The following is a 25,203-nucleotide window of genomic DNA, read 5'->3' as shown; positions in this document are numbered from 1 at the left end:
GCGCGGGAAAAAGGCGGACATAGGCGCCGCATCACCCTGATTCCAATACGGCTTTGGTCGTAACGGTCCGTGATCACAAAGGCGTCAGCCGCCGGGTTTCCACTCCTCCGCCGGGTTGGTGTTGACCATCCACGGGATGCCGAACTTGTCGGTGAAGGCGCCGAATCCGGGGGACCAGAAGGTTTCGGCGAAGGGCATCGACACCTTGCCGCCCTCGGACAGGGTGTCGAACACCTCGCGCGCCTTGGCGACATCGTCGGTGTGATAGGAGACGTCGAAGCCGTTCTTGGGCTTGTCGATGTTCGGCGCGAACTCGGGCGGCATGTCGGACCCCATGATCGACTGATCGCCGACGTCCAGCCAGCCGTGCATCAGCCAGTCCTTGTACTTGGCGTCCACCTGCATGTCGGGCGGGCCGTCGCCGAAGGGAAAGGCGGCGGTGACCTTGCCGCCCAGAACGCGGGCGTAGAACTCCAGCGCCTCGCGGCACTGGCCCTGGAAGCTGAGACTGGTGACGATCTTCATGGGACCTCTCCGGGTGTCGGGTTGGAGGTCTCAACGCATGGGGCGGACGTCGTTTCCCATCTTTTCGGATAGCGGGACTTTCCTCCGCTCATCCCGGCGAAGGCAGGGATCCAGATCATATGGCGGAACGGCAGCTTCCAAAGGGCGGTGCGCCGGGATGAGCGGGAGTGTGAGTGCTTCCCCCACTGACGGAACAGGACTAGAACATCAGCATGATCACCGCCGCCCTGATGATGCTCCAGATGTCCGCCGCCCCGGTCCAGGCCGCGCCTGCGCCGGATGCCGAAGTCGCCCCCGTGAACCGCGTGCTGGACGCCATGCACGCGGCAGCCTCGGCGGCTGACGGCGAGGCCTATTTCGCCACCTTCACGCCCGACGGCCGATTCATCGGCACGGATGCGACCGAGCGGTGGACGCTGCCGGAGTTCCGCGCCTACGCCATGCCCTACTTCTCGCAAGGCAAGGGCTGGACCTATCGGCCGACGACGCGGACCGTGACCATCGCCCCGATCGACTGCCGTTGCGTCGCCTGGTTCGACGAGGTGCTGGACAACGACGCCTATGGGACCACGCGCGGTTCGGGTGTGCTGCGCCTGACCGACGGCGGCTGGAAGATCGAGCAGTACGTCCTCAGCTTCGCCGTGCCGAACGACAAGGCGCGCGCCGTCGTCGATGTGATCAAGGCCGACTGATGGAGGTTCAGGACGACGCCTTCGTCCTGTCGGCGCGGGCGCATGGCGACACGGGGGCCGTGGTTGAACTGCTGACCGAGCGACATGGGCGGCGCGCCGCCTATGTGGCGGGCGGGGCGTCGCGCAAGATGCGGCCCTTCCTGCAGGCGGGCGCGCGGGTGGTGGCTGATCTGCGGTCGCGGACCTCGGACCAACTTGGCTCGGCGCGATTGGAGCCGGTGGGCGAGGGGCCGGCGGCCCTGTTCGACGATCCTCTGGCCCTGATCGGGCTGAACGCCGCGGCTGCGGTGGCGCAAGGGGCGCTGCCCGAGCGCGAGCCGCATCCGGGGGCCTTTCTGGCCTTCGAGGCCATGATGGGGGCGTTTGCTCTGCCCGAGGTCTGGCCCGCCATCTTCGTGCGGTTCGAGGCGGGGCTGCTGGAGGATCTCGGCTTTGGTCTGGACCTGTCGCGCTGCGCCGCCACCGGTTCGATGGACGATCTGATCTACGTCAGCCCGCGCACGGGCCGCGCCGTCAGCCGCGAGGCGGGCGCGCCCTATGCCGACAAGCTGCTGAACCTGCCGCCCTTCATGCTGGGGGCGCAGGCGGGGTTGGGCGAAGGCGACGTGAAGGCGGGGCTGGAGCTGACCGGGCATTTCCTCGAACAGTTCGTCTTCCACGCCCTGAACAAGCCGCTGCCGCCCGCGCGGGTCTGGATGATCGAGCGGCTGGCCGAGGCGGGACGGCTCTAACCAAAGGTGAAGGCGAAGGCCTGAACGCCTGGGTCGAGGAACTCAATCTCGAACGTCCGCTCGCGCACCGGCCCTGACTGACGCACCAGTTGATACAGGCGCTGGCTGTCGATCCGGCCTGCGCCTTGTGCGTCGATGTCCACGCCTGCGTCGGCGCCCGGCGCCTGACCGTCGATGCGGACGCGGAAGCGCACCGGTTGACCTATGCTGCTCGGCCCCATGACCAGATGCAGATCACGCGCCTTGAAGCGGAAGGCCAGCCGTCCGTCCGCCGCCTGCAGGTCGGCGTGTTCGGCGCGCACGATCCAGTCGCCCGACAGGCTCCAGTCGTTCAGCGCCAGCGGGCCGGCCGCATAGGTCTTGCGGACATCGAAGCCGAAGCCTCCCGGCGAAACGAAGTGCTCAGCGCGGGCATAGCCGACATAGGTTTCGGGCGAGGCGACCTCGGCCATGTCGGCGGCGGCCTCGGCGCCCTGGCCGCGCACCTGGACCACGGCCTGATCGACGTTGGCGGCCCCGGCCTCCTTCAGCAGTTGCTGGATGACCCGCTCGGAGTGTTCGTAGTCGCCCTCGCCGAAGTGGTGGTAGCGGATGTTTCCCTTGGCATCGACGAAGTAGTGGGCCGGCCAGTAGCGGTTATCGAACGCGCGCCAGATGGCGAAATCGTTGTCCATGGCCACGGGATAGGTGATGCCGAAGCGGCGCACGGCGTCGCGGACATTGGCGGGCGACTTCTCGAAGGCGAACTCGGGCGTGTGGACGCCGATCACCACCAGACCCTGATCGCGATATTTCTCGGCCCAGGCGCGGACATAGGGAATGGTCCGCACGCAGTTGATGCAGGAGTAGGTCCAGAAATCGACCAACACGACCTTGCCGCGCAGCTGTTCGGTGGTCAGGGGCGGGCTGTTGATCCACTCGGTCGCCCCTGTCAGCGGCGGCATGGTTCCTTCGATCGGCAGGGCGTCCAGCGGCGCGCGCGCGGCGTTCATGGGCTGGGCGGCGCCGAAGCGGTTGAGCAGCCCCTGTTCGATCCGGTTGGTGCTGCCGGTCGAAAGCCGTGTCAGCAGGCCGGTGTCGAGGCCCAGAGCGATGGCGGCGACGCCGATCAGCACCAGCACGCCCAGACCCTTTCGCACCCATTCGCCGACGCCCAGCGACTTCTTCATCGTCTGGAAGACCTTGCCGCCGATCAGCAGGGCCAGAGCCAGAGAGGTCGCGGCCCCGGCGGCGTAGGCGACCAGCAGCAGGGTCGTGCCCATGCTGGCCCCCTGAAGCGCGGCGCCGGTCAGGATCAGCCCCAGGATCGGCCCCGCGCACGGCGCCCACAGCAGGCCCGTCGCCACGCCCAGCAGGAAGGAGGTCCAGACGCCGCCGCCGCTCTGCTGATCCAGGCTGGCTTTCTCGCTCAGCCGCGAACCGAGCGCCACCAGAGGCCGGGTCAGCCGATCCGCCAGCGACGGAAACACCAGGGTCAGCCCCAGCACCGCCATGACCGCCAGCGCGATCCAGCGTCCGACCTGATTGGCCTGCACCGCCCAGCCGCCGCCGACCGCCGCCAGCGTCGCCACGCCCGCAAAGGTCAGGGCCATGCCCAGCAGCAGGGGCAGGCCGCTTTTCATGAAGGGCTGGCCCGCCCGCGCGAACACGAACGGCAGGACCGGCAGGATGCAGGGGCTGAGAATGGTCAGCGCCCCGGCCAGATAGGACAGCAGGATCAGCAGCATGGCGTCATCCTTGGGCGTGTCGCCTCGGATGAGGATACGCCTCGATGCGCCTTCTGGATGCAGGGCGCCGGTTTTCCAGACTTTACCCCCTTCTGATTCCGCCAGTGGGCTAGACTTCCGGCGTCCGATCTCCGATTCGAAAACACATGACCATCCACACTCCGACGCCTGAAGGCGGCCGCATCGTTGAAGAGCCGATGAGCGAGGCGCTGTCCAAGCGCTACCTCGCCTACGCCCTGTCCACGATCACCAACCGGGCGCTGCCCGACGTGCGCGACGGCTTCAAGCCGGTGCACCGCCGCATCATGTACGCCATGCACCAAATGCGGCTGAACCCGCAGGCGGCGGCGCGCAAATGCGCCAAGGTCGTCGGCGAGGTCATGGGCGGCTATCACCCGCACGGCGACGCCTCCATCTATGAGGCCCTGGTGCGTCTGGCTCAGGACTTCGCCCAGCGCTATCCGCTGGTCGACGGGCAGGGCAACTTCGGCAACATCGACGGCGATAGCGCCGCCGCCATGCGCTACACCGAGTGCAAGCTGACGCCCGCCGCCGTCCTGCTGCTGGACGGCATCGATCAGGACGCGGTCGACTTCCGCCCCACCTACGACGACCAGGACGAAGAGCCGGTGGTCCTGCCGGCCGGCTTCCCCAACCTGCTGGCCAACGGTTCGTCGGGCATCGCCGTGGGCATGGCGACCTCGATCCCGCCGCACAACGTCGGCGAACTGATCGACGCCTGCCAACTGCTGCTGGAGCGGCCCGAGGCGACGACGTCGGAACTGGTGCAGATCGTGCCGGGGCCGGACTTCCCGACCGGCGGGGTCTCGGTCGAAGGCCATGCCTCCATCCTCGACGCCTATGAGACGGGCCGGGGCGGCGTGCGTCTGCGCGCCCGCTGGGAGACCGAGGACCTGGGTCGCGGCGTCTGGCGCATCATCGTCACCGAGATGCCCTATCAGGTGCAGAAAAGCCGCTTGATCGAGGGGCTGGCCGACCTGATCGAGAACAAGAAGGCGCCGCTGCTGGGCGACGTCCGCGACGAGTCGGCGGAAGACATCCGCCTGATCCTCGAGCCGAAAAACCGCACCATCGAGCCCGAGATGCTGATGGAGAGCCTGTTCAAGCTGTCCGATCTGGAGGTTCGCTTTCCGATCAACATGAACGTGCTGGACGCCGGCGGCACGCCGCGCGTCATGGGGCTGAAGGAGTGCCTGCAGGCCTTCCTCGATCACCGTCGCGTGGTGCTGAACCGTCGCTCGCAATGGCGCATCGAGCGGGTCGAGAAGCGGCTGCACCTGCTGGAAGGCCTGCGCATCGTCTTCCTCAACCTGGACGAGGTGATCCGCATCGTCCGCGAGGAGGAGCAGCCCAAGGCTGTCCTGATCGCGCGCTTCGGCCTGAGCGAGCCGCAAGCCGACTACATCCTCGACACCCGTCTGCGTCAGCTGGCGCGGATCGAGGAAATGGCGATCGAGAAGGAATTCAATGCCCTGTCGGAAGAACTTGCGGCGCTGAAGGCGCTGACATCTTCGGAAGGCAAGCAGTGGAAGGCCATTTCCAAGGAGCTGGAACTGGTCCGCAAGGCGCTGATCTCGCCGCGCCGCACGACCATCGGCGAGGCGGTGGACGCCTCGGCCTTCGTGGCGCCCGAGGCCTTCATCCCGCGCGAAGCCATCACCGTCATCCTGTCGGAACGCGGCTGGATCCGCGCCGCCAAGGGCAAGGTCGAGGACCCGTCGGAGCTGAAGTTCAAGGAGGGCGACAGCCTGGCCTTCCTAGTGCCGACCTTTACGACCGACAAGCTGCTGATCGGGGCGTCTGACGGCCGCATCTTCACGGTCGGCGCCGACAAGCTGGCCTCCGGGCGCGGCCACGGCGAACCGCTGCGCCTGATGATCGATCTCGACGAAAAAGCCGAGATTATCAACGTCGTGGCGCACGAACCGAATGCGAAGCTGCTGGTCGCGTCCAAGGCCGGTTACGGCTTCGTCGCGCCCGAGAACGAGCTTCTGGCCCAGAAGCGCGGCGGCAAGCAGGTGCTGAACGGCGACATGCTGGCCATGCTGCGCGTCACCGGCGACCACGTCGCGACGATTGGCGAGAACATCAAGGCGCTGATCTTCCCCATCGCCGAACTGCCCGAAATGGGCCGCGGCAAGGGGGTGAAGCTGCAGAACTACAAGCAGGGCGGCCTGGTCGATGTGGCGGTGTTCAACGCCGAGACGGGGCCGGAATGGGCCGACGGCGGCGGCCGCCGCCGCAACTGGCCCGACTGGAAGGACTGGCTGGGCAAGCGCGCCGGCGCCGGTCGTCAAGGTCCGCGCGGGATGCGGAAGTTCCGCTAAACTTCTTTCCTCCCCACAGCGTGGGGAGGGGGGCCGCGCAGCGGTAGAGGGGCTCTGCTGCGCCTGTAAAAGCGGCCCCTCCGTCTCGTGCGCTTGCGCGCCCGATCCACCTCCCCATTGCATGGGGAGGAGAAGTGACGGCGAATTCACTGGTTGCCGGGGCTGCGGCCCCCCATATTCCTCCTGAAATGCTGGAGGAGGCTCAATGATCACTTGGATCATCATCGGCGTCATCGTCGTCGTTCTGCTGTTCGTCGTCGTCGGCGCCTACAACAGGCTGGTGGCCCTGGATCAGGCGGCCAATCAGTCGTTCGCCGACATCGACGTGCAGTTGAAGCAGCGTCAGGATCTGATCCCCAATCTGGTCGAGACGGTGAAGGGCTACGCCACGCACGAGCGCGGCACGCTGGACGCCGTGACCCAGGCCCGCGCCGCCGCGGCCGGGGCCGTCACGGTCAACGACAAGGTGCAGGCCGAGAACATGCTGACCGGCGCCTTGGGCCGCCTGTTCGCCGTGTCCGAGGCCTATCCGGACCTCAAGGCCAACGCCAACTTCCAGCAGTTGCAGATGGACCTGTCGGACATCGAGAACAAGTTGGCCGCCGCCCGCCGCTTCTTCAACAATGCGGTCAGCGAGTTCAACGCCGTGCGCCGTCAGTTCCCGACCGTCCTGTTCGCCGGACTGTTCGGCTTCGCCTCGGACAAGCCCTTCTTCGACGTGGGCGAAGGCGATCGCGCGGCCCTGAACGCGGCCCCGCCGACGGTGAAGTTCTAAGCCCCAATGGCTGTCTTCGGTCAGGCCGTCGGCCTCAAGACCCATATCTGGAAGAACAACACCCGGTCGGCGATCCTGCTGGCCGGGTTTCCGGTCCTGCTGGTGCTGATCCTGTTCGGCATCCAGGTGCTGATGATGGGCTTCGGCCTGTTGCCCAACTCGGGCGGCTCGCTGGGCCAGGATCTGGCCCTGGCCGCCTCCATGCTGGGCTGGACCGTGCCTACGGCGCTGGTGGTGGCCGTGATCTGGTTCGTCATCGCCTATTTCGGCAATCAGGCGATGATCGACGCCATGACGGGGGCGAGGAAGGTCGAGCGCCGGGTCGAACCGGACCTCTACAACCTCCTGGAAAACCTCTCGATCTCGCGCGGCCTGCGGACACCGACGCTGCGGATCATCGAGAGCCCGTCGCTGAACGCCTATGCCTCGGGTCTGCACGAGGGGAACTACAGCGTCACCGTCACGCGCGGCCTGATGCAGACGCTGAGCCGCGACGAGATGGAGTGCGTCCTGGCCCACGAACTGACGCACGTCATCAACAAGGACGTGCGGACCATGGTGATCGCCTCGATCTTCGCGGGGATCATCAGCGTGATTGCGGAACTGGTGTTCCGAAGCCTGTTCTACATGCGCGGCGGACGCGGCGGGAACAACAAGAACGCCCTGCCGCTGATCCTGATCGGTCTGGCCATCGGCGTGATCGGCTTCGGTCTGGCGACGGTCATCCGCATGACCCTGTCGCGGACACGGGAGTTTGTGGCCGACGCGGGGGCGGTCGAACTGACCAAGAACCCGGACGCCATGATCTCGGCGCTGAGGAAGGTGTCGGGCCAGTCGAAGCTGGAGGCCCCCGACGAACTGCGCGGCATGTTCCTGGACAATACGGCGGACAAGGCCGACTTCGCGGGCCTGTTCGCCACCCACCCGCCGATCGAGAAGCGGATCGCGGCTCTGGTGAAGTTCGCCGGCGGTCGGGACGAGGGGCCGTGGGGGCCGACGCCGTCCGCACCGCTGTCGGCGGGCACGGCCGTGCCGACGACCTAAGCTAGGGAAGGCGTTCCCAGCCCAGGGGGCGCAGCGCCTCCATCGGGCGGAACTTCGCCTTGTATTCCATCTTGGGCGAGCCCTGGACCCAGTAGCCCAGATAGACGAAGGGCAGTCCCACAAGCGCCGCCTGGCGCAGGTGATCCATGATGGCGAAATGCCCCAGGCTGCGGCGCTCCAGGTCGGGGTCGAAGAAGCTGTAAACCATCGACAGGCCGTCATGCAGCAGGTCGGTCAGGCAGACCCCGACCAGATCGCCCGGACCGTCGTCGTCGGCGGGCAGCCGGTATTCGATCAGGTGGGTGCGGACGGCGGTATCCTCGACCATGGCCACGTAGTCGGACCAGCCCATGTCGCTCATGCCGCCGCCGGGGTGGCGGGCGCTCAGATAGCGGCGCAGCAGATCGAACTGCTCCATCGTCGCCTCGGCCTCGACCAGATCGCGCGACAGATCGGCGTTGCGGTTCAGGATCTTGCGCTGGGATCTCGAGAAGGTGAACTCGCCGACAGGGATGCGGACGGAGACGCAGGCGGCGCAGGCCTCGCAGGCCGGGCGGTAGGCGATGTTCTGGCTGCGGCGGAAACCGGCCTGGGTCAGGGCGTCGTTGACGTCGGCGCCGTCGCTGAAGGGCAGGTTGGCGAAGACCTTGCGCTCGAACTGGCCCGGCAGATAGGGGCAGGGCGCGTTCGAGGTCATGAAGAACCGCAACTGCCGGGTCGGGAAATGCTGGGTCACGGCCTTACGTCCGTTCCCGATGGTTTCGGCGGATTTGCGCGCGGGTCGTCATGTCCCGATTTGGCGCGCAACTGGGCGATTTCGCAAGCGCCGTGAGAGCGGCGCCTGCAGTCACAGGCTGGTGTCCGTGGGCAGGACCGGCGCCTCGCGCAGCAGGACGATGGCGATGCGGCGATTGCCGGCCAGCGACGGGTCGTCGGGGTAGAGGGGATCGGACCCCGCCTTGCCCGCCACCGAATAGACCCGGTCAGCGTTCACGCCCGCGCCCTGCAGCGTCAGACGCGAGGCGTCGGCTCGGGCAGATGACAGGGACCAGTCGCCGGCGCCGCTGGCCCGGCTGGAGCCGGCGACGGCGCTGGTGTGGCCGGTGATGGAGATGCGGTTCGGAAGTTGGTTGATGACCTTGGCGATGGCTCGCAGCAGCATCTGGGCGCGCGGATTGGGGCGCGCCGAGCCGTTCTCGAACATCGAGCGGCCTTCCTGATCGACCAGCTGGATGCGCAGCCCTTCGGGCGTCTGGTCGATGATCAGCTGTTTCGACAGCTCGGCCAGTTCGGGCATGGCCTGCATGGCCTGGCGCAGGCTCTCGGCGGCGCTGGCGAAGTCGGCGGCCTCGCGCTTGGCGATCTCGGCGCGCAGGGCGGCTTCGCTGGCGGCGGCCAGGTTGGAGTTCTGGCCCGCAGCTTCGGGCGAATCGGGCGCTTCGGGCGCCAGTTGTTCGATCACGGACATGGAGCCTGAACCCTTGGCTCCGTCGTCGCCCAGGGCGGTGCCGCCCAGAATGCCGCCGGAACCGGAGGTCGAAGCCGAGACGTTGGCCGGAGCGAAGTATTCGGCGATGCCGCGCTTCTGCTCCGGATCGGTCGTGTTGATCAGCCACATCAGCAGGAAGAAGGCCATCATGGCAGTCACGAAGTCGGCGTAGGCGACTTTCCACGCGCCGCCGTGGTGCCCGCCGCCGGACACCTTCTTCACCTTCTTGATGAGGATCGGACGATCGCTCACGGACATGGGCCAGCCAATCTTAACGTCGTTAGTGAATCCTGAATCCCACGCGGCCGTTAAGAAGCGGTTGCGGCGCGGTCGTTTCCGGCGCGCGGTCTTGCCGCATGACGCCCCACGGCTTAGGTCAGGCCTGTGTCCGGGTCTTCATCCTCATTCGAATTCGACGCCAAGGCTTACCGCCGGGCGTTGGGCGGTTTCGCCACCGGCGTCTGCGTGGTGACGGCCCATACAGCCGAGGGGCCGCTGGGCATTACGGTCAACAGCTTTACCTCCGTGTCGCTGGACCCGCCGCTGGTGCTGTGGTGCCTGGACGTGAAGTCGGACCGCCACGACGCCTTCGCTGGGGCCGACCGCTTCGCCGTTCATGTCCTGCCGGTCGAGGATCAGGCCATGTCGGACCGCTTCGCCTGGGGCGTCTGCACCCTGTCGGAAGACGAGTTCGAGGTGGGCGATCCAGCGCCGCCGCGCCTGCGCAACGCCGTGACGCGGCTGGACTGCACGACCCATGACCGCATCGTCATGGGGGACCATCTGGTCATCGTCGGCCGGGTCGCCGCGTTCGAGACCCATCCCGGCGACGCCCTGACCTATTTCCGCGGCAAGTACGGGCAGGCCGTCGATCCGACGGCCTGAACCGGATCAGGCCCCCAGCAGCCTTGCCGCCTTGGGTGCGAAGTAGCTGAGGACGCCCGACGCCCCGGCGCGCTTGAAGGCGTGCAGGGTTTCCAGGATGGCGCGGTCTTCCTCCAGCCAGCCATTGGCGATGGAGGCCTGCATCATCGCGTACTCGCCGGACACCTGATAGGCGAAGGTCGGGATCTTGAAGGCATCCGAGACCAGGCGGACGATGTCGAGATAGGGCAGGCCCGGCTTGACGATCAGGGCGTCGGCCCCTTCCGAAATGTCCATCGCCACCTCGCGCAGCGCCTCGTCGGCGTTGGCGTAGTCCATCTGATAGGTCTTCTTGTCGCCGGTCAGCGACTTGGACGAGCCGACGGCGTCGCGATAGGGGCCGTAGAAGGCCGAGGCGTACTTGGCGGCGTAGCTGATGATCAGGGTGTCCGAGAGGCCGTTGGCCTCCAGGGCTTCGCGGATGGCCTGGACCCGGCCGTCCATCATGTCGGACGGGGCCACGGCGTCGGCGCCCGCGTGGGCGTGGATGAAGGCCTGTTCGGCCAGGCGTTCCAGCGTCGGGTCGTTGACGATGCGGCCGTTCTCCAGAACCCCGTCGTGGCCGTGGTCGGTGTAGCAGTCCAGGGCGACGTCGGTCATGACGCCGATCTCGGGGGCGGCGTCCTTGATGGCCTTGATGCAGTCGGGGATCAGGCCGTCCGGATCGCTGGCGGCCGTGCCGACGTTGTCCTTCAGGCTGTCGTTCACGTTGGGGAACAGGGCGATCATGGGGATGCCCAGGTCGCGGGCCTCGACGGCGGCCTTGGCCGCTTCCTTGGGCGACAGGCGGAAGACGCTCGGCATGGAGGCGACGGCCTGCCGGTCCTCGGACCCGTCATGGACGATGATCGGCCAGATCAGGTCGGCGGGCGTCAGGGTCGTCTCAGCGACCAGACGGCGCACCCAGGGCTGCGAACGCAGGCGGCGCGGACGGGCGTAGGGGAAGGCGGCGGGCTGGAAGGGCAGGGTCATGCAGCGCTCATAGTCCCACAGGCGGGGCAGGGAAACGGCCTTGGGGACCGCATATCGGATACCGGCCGTGAAAAAACAGAGTCCAATTCGTCTGAATCGTCTGAAATCGACGTGTCGAAAGGCAGAGACTAGCGCGTCCCTGCGTCACAGGCGGACACAAGATGCGGCGCACGGCGCTGGCGGGGTGACGTTTCGCAGGCGCTTGGATAGAAGCAGCAAGAACGCCCCGTCAGAGGGCCGACCAGAGTCGGGAGTAAAGATCATGGACTTCGCCCTCAACGACGACCAGCGCGCGATTCAGGACGCGGCGCGGGCATTCGCCGACGCCGAGCTGGCGCCGCATTCGGCCCGGTGGGACGAAGACAAGCATTTCCCCGTCGATGTGATGAAGTCGGCGGCCGAGATGGGCTTTTGCGGCATCTATACGGGCGAGGAGCATGGCGGCATGGCCCTGGGCCGGGTCGAGGCGGCGGTGATCTTTGAGGAGCTGTCGCGCGGGGACGTGGCGACGGCGGCCTTCATTTCGATCCACAACATGGCGACGTGGATGATCGACAAGTTCGGCTCGGCCGATCTGCGGTCGCGTTTCGTGCCGTCGCTGGTGACGATGGACAAGATCGCTTCCTATTGCCTGACCGAGCCGGGTTCAGGGTCGGACGCGGCGGCGCTGCGGACCACGGCGGTGCGCGACGGCGATCATTTCGTGCTGAACGGGTCGAAGGCCTTCATCTCGGGCGCGGGAACGTCGGACGTCTATGTCGTCATGGTCCGCACGGGCGGCGAGGGGCCGAAGGGCGTCAGCGCCGTGGTGGTCGAGGCGGGAACGCCCGGCCTGTCGTTCGGGGCGCAGGAAAAGAAGATGGGCTGGAACGCCCAGCCGACCGCCATCGTCAGCTTCGACGACTGCCGCATTCCGGTGGCCAACCTGCTGGGCGAGGAGGGCGCGGGCTTCAAATACGCCATGGCCGGTCTGGACGGCGGGCGCCTGAACATCGCCGCCTGTTCCCTGGGCGGGGCGCGGCTGGCGCTGGAGACGGCCCAGGACTACGTCGCCACCCGCAAGCAGTTCGGACAGGCCATCGGCCAGTTCCAGGCCCTGCAGTTCCGACTGGCCGACATGGCGACCGACCTGGAGGCGGCGCGCCTGATGGTGCTGCGCGGCGCCTGGGCCATCGACAACGACCACCCCGAGAAGACCAAGTGGTGCGCCATGGCCAAGCGGCTGGCCACCGACGCCTGTTTCCAGATCGCTGACGAGGCGCTGCAGATCCACGGCGGCTATGGCTATCTGAAGGACTATCCGCTGGAGCGGATCGTGCGCGACCTGCGGGTTCACCGCATCCTGGAAGGCACCAACGAGATCATGCGCGTGATCATCGCGCGGGAGCTGGCCCGATGAGCGATCAGGTGAGCGAAGCTGAAGTCCTGACGCGCATCGAAGGCGGAGTCGGCCGCATCACCCTGAACCGGCCCAAGGCGATTCATGCGCTGAACCGGGGCATGTGCGAGGCGATGATCGAGGCGCTGCTGGCCTGGCGCGGCGACGACGCCGTGAAGTCGGTCCTGATCGACCATGCGGGCGAGCGCGGCTTCTGCGCCGGGGGCGACATCCGCATGATCGCCGAGAGCGGGGCGGGGGATGCGTCGGAGGCGAAGGTCTTCTTCAAGACCGAGTATCAACTGAACCATCTGCTGTTCGACTATCCCAAGCCGATCACGGCTGTCGTCGACGGCATCGTCATGGGCGGCGGCGTGGGCATCAGCGAGCCGGCGGATGTCCGCATCGCCACGGAGCGCACCACCTACGCCATGCCCGAGACGGGCATCGGCCTGTTCCCCGACGTGGGCGGGGGCTGGTTCCTGCCGCGACTACCGGGGCAGACCGGCGTCTGGCTGGCGCTGACGGGCGCGCGGTTGAAGGCGGCGGATACGGTGGCGCTGGGCATCCATACCCATTTCGTGCCGAGCGAAGGCGTCGAGGCGTTGAAGGCCGAACTGCTGGCCGCGCCCGCCGATCCAAAGGCGGTGGTCGATCGCGCAGCCGGAGATGCGGGTCCTACGCCGCTGGACGCGCATCGCGAGGCCATCGACCGGCTGTTCGCCTTCGATACGGTGGAGGAAATCTTCGCTGCGCTGGAAGCCGACGGCTCGGACTGGGCGCTGGCCCAGCTGAAGACGCTGAAGACCAAGTCGCCGCAGTCGCTGAAGGTGTCGCTGCGCCAGATCCGCACCGGGGCGGGCCTGTCGTCCTTCGCCGAGAACATGGCGATGGAATATGCCCTGGGCGGCCGGGTGGTGCGCACTCACGACTTCCAGGAAGGCGTCCGCGCCGTCATCGTCGACAAGGACAACGCCCCGCAGTGGTCGCCTGCCGACCTGTCGGGCGTCAGCAACGAAACTCTGGATGCGTTGTTCGCGCCGCTGGCCGCCGACGAGGCCTGGTCGCCGCTCTGAATCGCCGCTGCGGCGCAACATTTGTTGTTCCGAGCGGCCTGGAGGGTTATCTAGGCGGCATGAGTAAGCGCTGGACCCCTGAATCCTGGAGAAACAAGCCCGTCGTCCATATGCCGACGGACTATCCTGACATGGCCGAACTGGCGCGTGTCGAAGACGAGCTGCGGGCCATGCCGCCCCTGGTGTTTGCCGGCGAGGCCCGCAAACTGACCCAGCATCTCGCGCAGGTGGAGGCGGGCAACGCCTTCCTGCTTCAGGGCGGCGACTGCGCCGAGAGCTTCAAGGAGTTCTCGACCGACAACATCCGGGACACCTTCCGCCTGATCCTGCAGATGGCGGTGGTCCTGACCTTCGCCGGCCGCAAGCCGGTGGTGAAGGTCGGCCGCATCGCCGGTCAGTTCGCCAAGCCGCGCTCGTCGGCAGTCGAAGAGATCGGCGGCGTCGAGCTGCCGTCCTATCGCGGCGACATCATCAACGGCATGGGCTTCACGCCGGAAGAGCGCGTGCCCGATCCGCAGCGTCTGCTGAAAGCCTATAACCAGTCGGCCTCGACGCTGAACCTGCTGCGCGCCTTCGCCGGCGGCGGCTATGCCGACCTGTACAACATCCACCGCTGGACCCTGGGCTTCGCCGACAACGGCGCAGGCGCGGCCTATCGCGAGCTGGCCGACAAGATCACCGAGGCCCTGGCCTTCATGGAGGCGGTCGGCGTCACGCCCGAGACGCATCCCGACCTGTCGCGCGTCGAGGTCTTCACCAGCCACGAAGCCCTGCTGCTGAATGTCGAGAGCGCCCTGACGCGCCTCGAAGGTTCGACCGGCGAATGGTTCGACACCTCGGCCCATATGCTGTGGATCGGCGAGCGGACCCGTCAGCTGGACGGCGCGCACATCGAGTTCATGCGCGGCATCTCGAACCCGATCGGCGTCAAGTGCGGGCCGACCATGACGGCGGAGGACATCCTGCCGCTGATCGACGCCCTGAACCCGAACAACATTCCGGGCCGTCTGACCCTGATCGGCCGCTTCGGCCACGACAAGATCGGCGATCGTCTGCCAGCCCTGATGCGGGCGGTGAAGGCCGAGGGCAAGCGCGTCATCTGGTCGATCGACCCGATGCACGGCAACACCCTGAAGGCGGCCAACGGCTACAAGACCCGGCCGTTCGACCGCGTCATGGGCGAGGTCCGCAGCTTCATCGACGTGGCGGAATCCGAGGGCGTTCACCCCGGCGGCGTCCACCTGGAGATGACCGGCCAGAACGTCACCGAGTGCCTGGGCGGCGCCCAGGCGGTGACGGAAGACGATCTGTCGAGCCGCTATCACACCCACTGCGATCCGCGCCTGAATGCGGATCAGGCGCTGGAGCTGGCCTTCCTGGTGGCGGAACGCCTCAAGGTCGGCCGCCAGGCGCGCGCCGAGGCCGCGTGACCTCGACAGTCGAAAATGAAGGGTCGGGCTGCGTCGCCTATCAAGGCGCGCCCGGCGCCTTCAGCCATGAAGCCTGCCTCGACCTGCGTCCCTGGGACGATGCGGTTGGATTCGAGACCTTCCAGGGGGCCATCGAGGCCGTGCTGTCCGGCGACTGTCAGTTCGCGCTGATCCCGGTCGAGAATTCGACCATCGGCACGGTCGAACCTGCCGCCAGCCTGGTGCGCGAGGCCGGTCTGACGGTGGTGAGCGAAGCCTGGCGGCCCATTCGGCTGGCCTTGCTGGGCCTGCCCGACGCCCGGATTTCGGACATCAGGACGGCTGAGAGCCACCCGGTCGCCCTGCAGCAATGCTCCAAGGCTCTGGGCGAGATGAAGATCACGCCGGTCGAGGTCTTCGATACCGGCGGAGCCGCCGCCGCTGTGGCCGAAGCAGAGGACGTGACCCGCGCCGCCGTGGCGCCCGCGCGTGCGGCCGAGGTCTATGGACTGACGGTTCTGCGCAACGATCTGCAGGATTTCAGCGACAATCGGACGCGATTTGTCCTGCTTAGCGCCCCTGGGGCTTGACCGCGCATAGAGTTTGCGCGCTTAAGAGAGGATCGGATCGACCCTGATCCTGAAACCGGACCGGACCAATGTCCTCGCTGCGCGCACAACTGACCCTTGAAACCACCACGCGCGCGGTGGCCGGATTCTATTTTGGCTACGGCTATTACGGCTTTCGATACGCCGGCTGAGGCGTCGAGTTTCTTCAAACTCTGACTGTCTCACCGGCGACCGCTCTGACCCAGAGCGGCGACGCGATCACACGCATCCCCCTATCGAAATTCGAATGCTGAAAGCCCAATCCCATGCCCAATTCCAATCTCCAGCAAGTCTGGCCCGCCGACCAAGCTGAACTGTCGCCCGAGCAGAAGGCGCTGGCCGCCCTGCGCGCCGAGATCGACAGCCTGGACGACCAGATCCTTGAACTGTTTGAGCGCCGTCTGGCCGTCGCCGCCCAGGTCGGCAAGGCCAAGGACGCGCCGAGCGGCCCCCACACCAAGCTGCGCCCCGACCGCGAACAGGCCGTTCAGGCCCGCGTCCTGAAGCAGTGCGAACCCGAGAACCGCGAGGCGGTCGAGCACCTGTGGCGCGAGATCGTCGGCTGGGGTCTGGCCCGTCAGGGCCGGCTGCAGGTCCACGTCTGGGCCCCCATCGACCCGGCCAAGGCCGTGGACGGCGCCCGTCTTCGCTTCGGCGCCGCCGCCGACATCAAGCTGGTCCGCGACCCGCAGGCCGCGCTGGCCCATGCGGCCGAAGGCCGTGGCGTCTCGGTCCTGTCGATCAACACGGATGACGCCTGGTGGATGGGTCTGCGTCGCGAATGGTCGATGCTGAGCGTCTTCGACGGCTACGGCGGCGAGACGCCGACCTCGCTGGCCGTGGGCAAGATTGATCCGCCGGCCCTGCCGACGGGCCGCCGCGTGGTGGTGACGGTCGGCGGCGACGCCGGCGACGGCTCTGGCGCGCGCCGCTGGGGCCTGAACACCAACCACGGCTGGACCCTGGCCCTGACCGATGCCGACGTGGCGCCCGGCGACGTGGAAGGCTGCGTCGGCGCCATCGGCTGAATGAATGAGTGAACGGGCGTTAAGCCTGTTCCTCAACCCTGTCTCAAAGAGCGGCGTCCACTGTGGCGTCATGAACGCCTCCGTCATCCTGCGGTTCGTGCCGGTCGGCGCCCTTGCGGCGCTGCTGGCCGGCTGCGGCGTGACGGAGGCAGATCCGCATCGGTTCGAGAGCATGGCGGATCGGATCGTGGCCATTCCGGTGTCGGCCAAGGCCGAGCCCGGGCGTGAATCCGCCGGGCCGCGCAACGCCGAGGCGGCGGGGCTGCGGCCGCTGAAGGTCGAGCTTCTGACGCCGCATCAGCTGTGGGACGCCCGCGACGGGTTGACGAGCAAGGCCGCCGCCGTCCTGCCGGCCATGCCGCCGGTGTTTCATGATCCAGAGGCGCCGGCCGTGGAGCAGGCTGCGCAGCGCGCCGAGGCCCAGCCGCTTCGGCGTGTTGCGGTCGCCGCGCCGTCGTCTGGCGCCCTGATCCAGCTCGGCGCCTATGCCAGCCAGGCCTCGGCCCAGGCGGCGTGGGATCGACTGGGCCATGGCGTGACGGCCGGCCTGAACCCGGTTTTCGAGCCGGTCGAGGTCAACGAGCGGCGTCTGGTTCGGTTGAAGGTTCGCGCCGGTTCGGCTCAAGCGGCGGCCCTTTGCGAGCGGGCGGCGGCGTCCGATCCGTGGTGCGTCCGGGCCGCAGCGACCGCGTCGTCCACAGGCGCGGCTTAAGGTTTCGTTGACGACTGACGCCCGTGGCCCGATCTAGGGGACTAGGGGCGGGCCGCGAACGCATGAGTCGCGACCGTCGAAACAACGGAACCCAAAATGGCGCAGCCTCAGGTCATCGTCATCGGCAATGAAAAGGGCGGGGCGGGCAAGTCCACCCTGGCCATTCACATCGTCACAGGCCTGCTGCACGCGGGCAAGAAGGTCGCCATCATCGATCTGGACCTGCGCCAGCGGTCGATGGAGCGCTTCTTCTCGAACCGCGCCGCCTGGGCCGCGGCCAACGGCCATGTCCTGCCCCTGCCGATCGTGCCCGACATGGGCGACGGCAAGGCTCTGGCCAAGGCCGACGAGGCTGAGCAGTTGGCCCGGTTCGACGCCGCCTACGCCGAGGCGCAAGGGCTCGCCGACATCATCCTGATCGACACGCCCGGCGGCGACACCGCCCTGTCGCGTGCCGCGCACGGCCGCGCCGACCAGATCGTCACGCCGATGAACGACAGCTTCGTCGATTTCGACCTGCTGGGCGAGGTCGATCCGGTGACGCTGGATCTGAAGAAGCCCTCCATCTATTCCGAGAGCGTCTGGGAGGCGCGCAAGCACCGCGCCATCACCGAGGGGCGTCAGGTGACGATCGACTGGATCGTCGTCACCAACCGTCTGGCCGTGGCCGAGGCTCGCAACCGTCGCCGTCTGGAAGAAAAGATGCTGAAGCTGGCCAAGCGCGTCGGCTTCCGCGTCGGGCCGGGTCTGCGCGATCGGGTCATCTATCGCGAGCTGTTCCCGTTTGGCCTGACGGTCGCGGACCTGTCGAACGACATCCGCCCGGTGTCGGTGTCGCTGGCCCACGTCGCGGCGCGTCAGGAACTGCGCAATCTGATGCAGTCGCTTGGGCTGGACGACGCCCAGGGCGGTTCATTGGCCCCGTTGGACGCGGCGGCGGCCTGATCCTCGCATGGGCCTGATCTGGCTGGCGCTGGCCGCCGTGGCGGTCTGGGCGCTGGTCCGGTTGGGCCGTCAGACCGAGCGCGCGCGGCGCGGCCACTGGCGCATCTCCGCGACCATCCTCAGCACAGCCCTGTTCGCGGGGGCGGTTCTGGCCGCCTCGCGTGGGGTCTGGCTGGCGGCGATCGGCATGGCCGGCGCAGGGCTGTGGCTGGCGGTTCAGTCGCGGGTTCGTCCGGCGGCGCCGCGCGCGCCGGTTGCTGAACGCCTGTCGGAGGCCGAAGCGCGGGCCATTCTGGGGGTGTCCGTCGATGCGACGCCCGAAGCCATCCAATCCGCCTGGCGCCGCCTGATGGCGCGCGCCCATCCCGATCAGGGCGGGACGGAAGGGCTGGCCGCGCGCGTCAACGCCGCCCGGGATCGGCTGCTGAAAAAGACCTAGCTAACACCGCTCATCCCCGCGGAGGCGGGGACCCAGTGCTTTGGCTGCAGGCCCTTTGCTGAAATCAAAGGGCGCTTTTCCGAGCGCAGCGCGTGAGGCTCTTACTGGGTCCCCGCCTCCGCGGGGATGAGCGGATTTTGAGTTAAACGTCCAGATCCGCCACGGCGAAGCGGGCGTTGTCCTGGATGAACTGGTACCGGGCCTCGGCCTTGCGGCCCATCAGGCGTTCGACCAGATCCTCGATCTCTTCCTCGCTCTCGGGCAGGGAGACGCGCGCCAGGGTCCGCTTCTTCGGATCCATGGTGGTCTCCTTCAGTTGGGAGGCCATCATCTCGCCCAGGCCCTTGAAGCGGCCGATCTCGACCTTCTTGCCCTTGAAGACGGTGGCCAGCAGTTCGTCGCGGTGGGCGTCGTCGCGGGCGTATTCCGACAGAGGACCGGCCGAAATCCGATAGAGCGGCGGCAGGGCCATGAAGAGGCGACCCTGACGGATGGTCTCGGGCATGGAGCGGTAGAAGAAGGTGATCAGCAGGGCCGCGATGTGGGCGCCGTCGACATCAGCATCGGTCATGATGACGATACGCTCGTAGCGCAGGTCTTCGATATTGAAGCGATTGCCCGGCTGGACGCCGAGCGCCAGGGCCAGGTCCGACAGTTCGATGTTGGCGCGCAGCTTGTCCGCCGTGGCCGAGGCGACGTTCAGGATCTTGCCGCGCAGGGGCAGGATGGCCTGGGTGGTGCGGTCGCGCGCCTGCTTGGCCGAGCCGCCGGCCGAGTCGCCCTCGACGATGAACAGTTCAGTGCCCTCGGCGGCCTGGCGGCTGCAGTCCGACAGCTTGCCCGGCAGGCGCAGCTTGCGGGTGGCGGCGGCGCGCTGGACTTCCTTGTCCTTGCGGCGGCGCAGGCGGTCCTCGGCGCGGTCGATGACGAAGCCGAGCAGGGCGTTGGCCTGTTTCGGGCTTTCGGTCAGCCAGTGGTCGAAGGGGTCGCGCAGCAACTGTTCCGTCAGGCGCTGGCCCTCGGGCGAGGACAGGCGGTCCTTGGTCTGGCCCTGGAATTCCGGGTTGCGGATGAAGACCGAGATCAGGGCACCGGCGTTGGCGATGACGTCCTCGGCCGTGATCTGGGCGGCGCGTTTCTCGTTGATCAGCTCGCCATAGGATTTCAGGCCCTTGACCAGGGCGGAGCGGAATCCGGCCTCGTGCGTGCCGCCGTCAGGGGTCGAGACGGTGTTGCAGTAGGAGCCGATGAAGCTGTCGGCGTCGCCGAAGCCGATGGGCGACCAGGTGACGGCCCATTCCAGCGCGCCCGCCTCGCCCTTGCGCTCAGCGCGGCCGGCGAAGACGGGGGTGACGGTTTCCAGCTCGCCCACGCGCTCGGCCAGGGCGTCGGCCAGACCGCCGGGGAAGTGCAGGGTGGCCTCGGTCGGCGTGGCGTCGGTGATCCGTTCCGCCGCGCAGGTCCATTTGATCTCGACGCCGCGGAACAGATAGGCCTTGGCGCGGGCCATGCGGTACAGGCGCGCGGGCTTGAAGGCCGCGCCGACGCCGAAGATCTGCTCGTCCGGATGGAAGCGGATCAGGGTGCCCTTCTTCTTCGAGGGGCCGATCTGCTGGATGGGGCCCTGGACCAGGCCGCGGCTGAAGGACTGGCGCCATTCGAAGCCGTCGCGCCAGACCGTGACGTTCAGATGGTCCGACAGGGCGTTGACCACCGAGACGCCGACGCCGTGCAGGCCGCCCGAGGTCTCATAGGCCTTGCCCGAGAACTTGCCGCCCGAGTGCAGCACGGTCATGACGACTTCCAGCGCCGACTTGCCGGGGTGCTTGGGGTGGGGGTCGACGGGGATGCCGCGGCCGTCGTCGCGGACCGACAGGAAGCCGTCGGCGTCCAGATCGACGGTGATCAGCTTGGCGTGGCGGGCCACGGCCTCGTCCATCGCGTTGTCGAGGACTTCGGCGAACAGGTGGTGCAGGGCGCGCTCGTCGGTGCCGCCGATATACATGCCGGGGCGCTTGCGGACGGGCTCCAGCCCTTCCAGCACTTCGATCGAGGAGGCGGAGTAGCCGGTGGCGGCCGCCGTTGCGGTGCTGGCGTGGCTGGCCAGCTCGACCTTGGGCTCGTGCGTGACAGGTGCGGGGGCGGCGACCGGGGCAGGCGCAAGCGCGGGCGCTTTTTCAGGCGCGCTCGGTTGGGTCGGTTCAGCGTCGTCGAGGGTGGAGAACAGGTCGGCCATCTACGCAGTCTGCGATGATTCGGGGACCGGACTGGTAGGCTCCGCGCCGCATCCGAGCAAGCCTTGCGGCCTTTGGCGCCCGTTATCCACTGAATGGCTGGACGCGCCGGATCGAGGGACGCAAGCTCGATCGAATTGGGAGGATGGAGCGGGGCCATGACTAGTCTGATGCGCGTCCGACGGTCGGGGGAACACGCCAGGGTCGGCTTCGTCGAGTTGTTCTTCGATCTGGTTTTCGTCTTCGCCATCACCCAGGTCAGCCACCTGCTGCTGGCGCACCTGACGCCGCTGGGCTCGCTGGAGGCGGCGATCCTGCTGGCGGCGGTGTGGTGGGTGTGGATCGACACCAGCTGGATCACCAACTGGCTGGACCCCGAGCGGGGGCCGGTGCGGCTGATGCTGTTCGCCCTGATGGCCGCCGGCCTGATCATGTCGACCTCGTTGCCCGAGGCGTTCGGCGACAAGGGGCTGGTGTTCGCCTGCGCCTTCGCCTCCATTCAGGTGGGACGCAGCCTGTTCACCCTGTGGGCCGTACGCGGATCTCCGTCTCAGAAGGCCAACTTCCAGCGGATCTCGGTCTGGGCCCTGCTGGGCGCCGTGTTCTGGATCGGGGGCGGGCTGGTCGAGGGGCAGACGCGGCTGCTGATCTGGCTGATGGCTCTGGCGTTGGAGTTCACGGGGCCGCTGCTGGCCTTCTTCGTGCCGGGGCTGGGCCGATCCAGCACCATGGACTGGGACGTCGAGGGCGCGCATCTGGCCGAACGGGTCGGTCTGTTCACCATCATCTGCCTGGGCGAGTCGATCATCATCACCGGGGCGACCTTCGCCGAACTGGCGTGGACGCCGCCGGTCGTCGCCGTCTTCGTGTCGGCCCTGATCACCACCATCACCATGTGGTGGCTGTTCTTCAACGAGGCGCATGAGGCGGCGTCGGAGACCATCAGCCATGCGGACGATCCCGGCGCGATCGCCCGGCGGACCTATACCTATTGCCCCATCATCGTGGTGGCGGGGATCGTGGTGACGGCGGTCGGCGACGAACTGGCTCTGGCGCATCCGCTGGGCGTAGCGGGCGTGGCGAACACGGCCGTGCTGATCGGCGGGCCGTTGTTGTTCCTGCTGGGGACGGCGCTGTCGATCTACAGCATCTGGGGCAAGGCGGCCTGGCCGCGCTTCGCCGGAGCCGCGGCCCTGGGCGCGGCGCTGATCTTCGGGCAGGTGCTGTCGCCGCTGGCGCTGACGATGACGTCAACAGCGATCCTGGTGCTGACGGCGATCTGGGAGTCCGTCGCGGGCCGAGGAAAGAAGGCCTAGGAGGCCTTCTCCACGAAGCTGTCGATGACCTTCTTCTCGCCGGCCTTGTCGAAGGCGACGACCAGCTTGTTGCCCTCGACCGCGCGCACGGCGCCATAGCCGAACTTCTGGTGGAAGACGCGGTCGCCGCGTGACCAGTCGCTGCTGGATTTCGGCGGCGTCACCGGGCGGCTTTGGCCCTCGATGATGGCCTTGCGGGCGGGTGTCGAACCCGAAGCTGAGCGCGAAGGCGGGCTGGAGGTGAAGCTCTGGGCGCGTTTCCAGCCGGGGCTGGAATAGCCGGCGCCGAAGGAGGGGGCGTCGTCCCAGCGGCTCTTGGTTTCCTTCATGCCGGCCGAGCCGCCGCCGCTGTAGTAGCCGGTGTCCGACTGCGGATCGACGTGGGCGAGGGGCAGTTCGTCGACGAAGCGGCTGGGCAGTTGCGAGGTCCAGCGGCCATAGACCAGACGGTTGGCGGCGAAGCTGATGCGCGCGTCCTGCTTGGCGCGGGTGACGCCGACGTAGGCGAGGCGGCGTTCCTCCTCGAGGCCCTTCACGCCCTTTTCGTCAATGCTGCGCTGGCTGGGGAAGACGCCTTCCTCCCAGCCGGGCAGGAAGACCAGCGGGAACTCCAGCCCCTTGGCGCCGTGCAGGGTCATGATCTGCACTGCCCCGCTCTCGGACTCGGGCGCGGCCCGGTCGAGGTCCATGACCAGGGAGACGTGCTCCAGATAGCCTTGCAGCGTCTCGAAGGCCTGCATGGCCTGGGTCAGTTCCTTGAGGTTGTCCAGGCGCGTCTGGCCGCTGGTGCGGTCGGCCTTCTGCATCTCGGTGTAGCCGCTCTCGTCCAGCAGGGTTTCCGTCACCTGCCAGTGGGGCGTGCCCATGGTGGCCAGATCGCGCCAGCGGTCGAGGTCGCGCACGAAATTGGCCAGGGGTGTGCGGGTGCGGGCCTGAAGTTCGTCTGTGGTCAGCAGGTGGCGGACCGCCTGCATGGCCGAGACGCCGTTCTCGCGCGCGATATGCAGGATCTTCTGGACGCTGGTGTCGCCGATGCCGCGCTTGGGCGTGTTGACGATGCGCTCGAAGGCCAGGTCGTCGTCCTCGGACTGGATCAGGCGCAGGTAGGCGTGGGCGTCGCGGATTTCGGCGCGCTCGAAGAAGCGGGGTCCGCCGATGACCTGATAGGGGACGGCCAGCATGACGAAGCGTTCTTCGAACGCCCGCATCTGGAAGGAGGCGCGGACCAGGACGGCCATGTCCCGGTATTTCATGCCCTGCTTGCGGGCGGTCTCGATCTCGTCGGCGATCAGACGGGCCTCGGCCTCGCCGTCCCAGACGCCGCGCACGCGCACCTTGTCGCCGCTGTCGTCCTCGGTCCACAGGGTCTTGCCCAGACGGTCCTGATTGGTCGCGATCAGGGCCGAGGCGGCGCCGAGGATGTGCCTGGTCGAGCGGTAGTTGCGCTCCAGCTTGACGATCCTGGCGCCGGGGAAGTCGCGCTCGAAGCGCAGGATGTTGTCCACCTCGGCCCCGCGCCAGCCGTAGATCGACTGGTCGTCGTCGCCGACGCAGCAGACGTTGCCGGTCGAGGAGGTCAGCAGGCGCAGCCACAGGTACTGGGCGACGTTGGTGTCCTGATACTCGTCCACCAGGATGTAGCGGAACCGGCGTCGATATTCATCAGCCAGATCAGCATGTTTCGACAGGATGGTGAGGTTGTGCAGCAGCAGGTCGCCGAAGTCGCAGGCGTTCAGCGTGGCCAGCCGCTTCTGATAGGCGGCGTAGAGGGCGTGGCCCTTACCGTTGGCGAAGTCCTCGCCCGGGGGCAGCTTCTCGGGCGTCCAGCCGCGGTTCTTCCAGTGGTCGATCAGGTGGGCCAGCGACTTGGGCGTGTGCTTCTTGGTGTCGATGTTGGCGGCTTCCAGCAGCTGCTTCAGCAGCCGTTCCTGATCGTCGGTGTCGAGGATGGTGAAGCTGGACTTCAGTCCGACCAGTTCCGAGTGGCGGCGCAGGATCTGGGCCGCGACCGAGTGGAAGGTGCCGAGCCAGCGCAGGCCCTCGGCCGAGGGGCCGATCAGGTGGGTGATCCGCTCGCGCATCTCGCGCGCGGCCTTGTTGGTGAAGGTGACGACCAGCAGTTCCCACGGCTTGGCGCGGCCGGTGGCCAGGATGTGGGCCAGGCGCGTGGTCAGGACGCGGGTCTTGCCAGTGCCGGCGCCGGCCAGGACCAGAACCGGACCTTCGGTCGTCTCGACCGCCAGCCTCTGTTCGGGGTTCAGGCCGGACAGGTAGTCGCGAACGCCAGCGGCGCCGTCGGGCGACTGGGCGCGCGCGAGGTCGGATATGCGGGGGGCGGGCAGGTCGGTCACAGGATAAGCGGCTCACGCAAGGCGGATTCGGGGGAGAACATAAGCAGCACAGCGGCCAAAGTCAGGCCCCGATGGAAAATGGCCGACGGGAACCGCCAAGCCTGACCCTCGTTCTCTGGACCTCAGGGGAGCGACGAGGAGCGCCAAATGACGGACCCCAATATCCCGCCGCCTGAACGCGTCGTGCATCAGACGACGATCAATACGACCGGCCCTGAGCGAAAGGGCGGCGGCGGGCTTCTGGCCTTCCTCGTCGGCGGGCTGGTCGTGGCCGTCGCCGTGATCGGCTGGCTTCTCTATTCGGGCGGGCGTCCGGCTGTGCCCGAGGCGCCGGAGGTCAATCTGGACATCAACATTCCCGCGCCCAAGCTGCCGGAGGCGCCGCGTCTACCCGACCGCCCGGTCCTGCCTGACGTGCCGAGCCCGGCCGAGCCGCCGACCGTGAAGACGCCGACCGCCGAGCCTCGGGCCTAGCAAGGT

23 protein-coding genes are annotated in these 25,203 nt (G+C 67.6%); 16 read left to right on the top strand and 7 right to left on the bottom strand.

What is annotated here, in order from left to right:
* Positions 1-84 precede the first annotated feature (84 nt).
* The gene (locus AC3IS2_RS08085; protein WP_489197089.1) at positions 85-525 is read right to left on the bottom strand and encodes a VOC family protein; all 441 of its coding nucleotides are present in this window, start codon (positions 523-525) and stop codon (positions 85-87) included.
* Positions 526-737: 212 nt separating this feature from the next.
* Here AC3IS2_RS08085 and AC3IS2_RS08080 point away from each other — a divergent pair, with 212 nt between their 5' ends.
* Both AC3IS2_RS08080 and recO read left to right on the top strand, forming a co-directional pair.
* A complete protein-coding gene (locus AC3IS2_RS08080; RefSeq protein WP_489197088.1) occupies positions 738-1,217 on the top strand; it encodes a nuclear transport factor 2 family protein in 480 nt (159 codons plus the stop codon).
* The gene (gene recO / locus AC3IS2_RS08075) at positions 1,217-1,948 is read left to right on the top strand and encodes a DNA repair protein RecO (protein WP_489197087.1); all 732 of its coding nucleotides are present in this window, start codon (positions 1,217-1,219) and stop codon (positions 1,946-1,948) included. The genes AC3IS2_RS08080 and recO overlap by 1 nt, the downstream gene beginning before the upstream one ends.
* Here recO and AC3IS2_RS08070 read toward each other — a convergent pair.
* Positions 1,945-3,675 (bottom strand): cytochrome c biogenesis protein DipZ, encoded by a 1,731-nt coding sequence (locus AC3IS2_RS08070; protein WP_489197086.1) that lies wholly within the window; start codon positions 3,673-3,675, stop codon positions 1,945-1,947. The genes recO and AC3IS2_RS08070 overlap by 4 nt on opposite strands.
* A 146-nt stretch (positions 3,676-3,821) precedes the next feature.
* Here AC3IS2_RS08070 and parC point away from each other — a divergent pair, with 146 nt between their 5' ends.
* The 3 genes from parC (at position 3,822) to AC3IS2_RS08055 (ending at position 7,842) form a co-directional block, all read left to right on the top strand.
* The gene (parC, locus tag AC3IS2_RS08065; RefSeq protein WP_489197084.1) at positions 3,822-6,023 is read left to right on the top strand and encodes a DNA topoisomerase IV subunit A; all 2,202 of its coding nucleotides are present in this window, start codon (positions 3,822-3,824) and stop codon (positions 6,021-6,023) included.
* A 205-nt stretch (positions 6,024-6,228) separates the two neighbouring features.
* Positions 6,229-6,798, top strand: coding sequence for a LemA family protein (locus AC3IS2_RS08060; protein ID WP_489197083.1), 570 nt, complete (start codon positions 6,229-6,231; stop codon positions 6,796-6,798).
* A 6-nt stretch (positions 6,799-6,804) separates the two neighbouring features.
* A complete protein-coding gene (locus AC3IS2_RS08055) occupies positions 6,805-7,842 on the top strand; it encodes a M48 family metallopeptidase (protein ID WP_489197082.1) in 1,038 nt (345 codons plus the stop codon).
* 1 nt (position 7,843) lies between these two features.
* On the opposite strand, the gene AC3IS2_RS08050 is transcribed toward AC3IS2_RS08055, so the two are convergent.
* Entirely contained in the window at positions 7,844-8,578 is a 735-nt protein-coding gene (locus tag AC3IS2_RS08050) for an arginyltransferase (RefSeq protein ID WP_489197081.1), read from the bottom strand.
* A gap of 111 nt (positions 8,579-8,689) precedes the next feature.
* On the bottom strand, positions 8,690-9,589 hold the full coding sequence (locus AC3IS2_RS08045) for a flagellar motor protein MotB (protein WP_489197079.1): 900 nt from the start codon (positions 9,587-9,589) through the stop codon (positions 8,690-8,692).
* A 126-nt stretch (positions 9,590-9,715) separates the two neighbouring features.
* Between AC3IS2_RS08045 and AC3IS2_RS08040 the strand changes: the two genes are divergently transcribed.
* Entirely contained in the window at positions 9,716-10,216 is a 501-nt protein-coding gene (locus AC3IS2_RS08040; protein ID WP_489197078.1) for a flavin reductase family protein, read from the top strand.
* Positions 10,217-10,222: 6 nt separating this feature from the next.
* On the opposite strand, the gene hemB is transcribed toward AC3IS2_RS08040, so the two are convergent.
* The gene (gene hemB, locus AC3IS2_RS08035) at positions 10,223-11,227 is read right to left on the bottom strand and encodes a porphobilinogen synthase (protein ID WP_489197077.1); all 1,005 of its coding nucleotides are present in this window, start codon (positions 11,225-11,227) and stop codon (positions 10,223-10,225) included.
* A 262-nt stretch (positions 11,228-11,489) separates the two neighbouring features.
* Between hemB and AC3IS2_RS08030 the strand changes: the two genes are divergently transcribed.
* From AC3IS2_RS08030 to AC3IS2_RS07995, 8 genes are all read left to right on the top strand, one after another.
* Positions 11,490-12,626 carry an isobutyryl-CoA dehydrogenase gene (locus AC3IS2_RS08030; RefSeq protein ID WP_489197076.1) on the top strand — a complete coding sequence of 379 codons (1,137 nt, stop codon included), beginning with the start codon at positions 11,490-11,492 and terminating at the stop codon, positions 12,624-12,626.
* On the top strand, positions 12,623-13,681 hold the full coding sequence (locus tag AC3IS2_RS08025) for an enoyl-CoA hydratase/isomerase family protein (protein ID WP_489197074.1): 1,059 nt from the start codon (positions 12,623-12,625) through the stop codon (positions 13,679-13,681). Before AC3IS2_RS08030 ends, AC3IS2_RS08025 begins: the two co-directional genes overlap by 4 nt.
* Before the next feature lie 59 nt (positions 13,682-13,740).
* Positions 13,741-15,111 carry a class II 3-deoxy-7-phosphoheptulonate synthase gene (locus AC3IS2_RS08020; RefSeq protein ID WP_489197073.1) on the top strand — a complete coding sequence of 457 codons (1,371 nt, stop codon included), beginning with the start codon at positions 13,741-13,743 and terminating at the stop codon, positions 15,109-15,111.
* On the top strand, positions 15,108-15,680 hold the full coding sequence (locus tag AC3IS2_RS08015) for a prephenate dehydratase domain-containing protein (protein WP_489197072.1): 573 nt from the start codon (positions 15,108-15,110) through the stop codon (positions 15,678-15,680). The genes AC3IS2_RS08020 and AC3IS2_RS08015 overlap by 4 nt, the downstream gene beginning before the upstream one ends.
* 284 nt (positions 15,681-15,964) lie before the next feature.
* Positions 15,965-16,726, top strand: a complete 762-nt coding sequence (locus AC3IS2_RS08010; protein WP_489197071.1) for a chorismate mutase — start codon at positions 15,965-15,967, stop codon at positions 16,724-16,726.
* A 70-nt stretch (positions 16,727-16,796) separates the two neighbouring features.
* Positions 16,797-17,438 (top strand): SPOR domain-containing protein, encoded by a 642-nt coding sequence (locus AC3IS2_RS08005; protein WP_489197069.1) that lies wholly within the window; start codon positions 16,797-16,799, stop codon positions 17,436-17,438.
* 96 nt (positions 17,439-17,534) lie between these two features.
* Positions 17,535-18,383 carry a division plane positioning ATPase MipZ gene (locus AC3IS2_RS08000; RefSeq protein ID WP_489197068.1) on the top strand — a complete coding sequence of 283 codons (849 nt, stop codon included), beginning with the start codon at positions 17,535-17,537 and terminating at the stop codon, positions 18,381-18,383.
* Between the two features lie 7 nt (positions 18,384-18,390).
* Positions 18,391-18,822, top strand: coding sequence for a J domain-containing protein (locus AC3IS2_RS07995; RefSeq protein ID WP_489197067.1), 432 nt, complete (start codon positions 18,391-18,393; stop codon positions 18,820-18,822).
* Positions 18,823-18,964: 142 nt separating this feature from the next.
* Here AC3IS2_RS07995 and parE read toward each other — a convergent pair whose 3' ends face one another.
* The gene (gene parE, locus AC3IS2_RS07990; RefSeq protein ID WP_489197066.1) at positions 18,965-21,058 is read right to left on the bottom strand and encodes a DNA topoisomerase IV subunit B; all 2,094 of its coding nucleotides are present in this window, start codon (positions 21,056-21,058) and stop codon (positions 18,965-18,967) included.
* Positions 21,059-21,214: 156 nt separating this feature from the next.
* Here parE and AC3IS2_RS07985 point away from each other — a divergent pair, with 156 nt between their 5' ends.
* Positions 21,215-22,372 carry a low temperature requirement protein A gene (locus AC3IS2_RS07985; protein ID WP_489197065.1) on the top strand — a complete coding sequence of 386 codons (1,158 nt, stop codon included), beginning with the start codon at positions 21,215-21,217 and terminating at the stop codon, positions 22,370-22,372.
* Here AC3IS2_RS07985 and AC3IS2_RS07980 read toward each other — a convergent pair.
* Positions 22,369-24,723: an ATP-dependent helicase gene (locus tag AC3IS2_RS07980; protein ID WP_489197064.1), complete on the bottom strand. Its 2,355-nt coding sequence runs from the start codon at positions 24,721-24,723 to the stop codon at positions 22,369-22,371. The genes AC3IS2_RS07985 and AC3IS2_RS07980 overlap by 4 nt on opposite strands.
* A 147-nt stretch (positions 24,724-24,870) precedes the next feature.
* Between AC3IS2_RS07980 and AC3IS2_RS07975 the strand changes: the two genes are divergently transcribed.
* A complete protein-coding gene (locus AC3IS2_RS07975) occupies positions 24,871-25,197 on the top strand; it encodes a hypothetical protein (RefSeq protein WP_489197063.1) in 327 nt (108 codons plus the stop codon).
* The last annotated feature ends 6 nt before the right edge of the window (positions 25,198-25,203 follow it).

The organism is Brevundimonas sp. KH_025, assembly GCF_057839885.1.
This window is presented reverse-complemented; position numbering and strand designations above follow the sequence as displayed.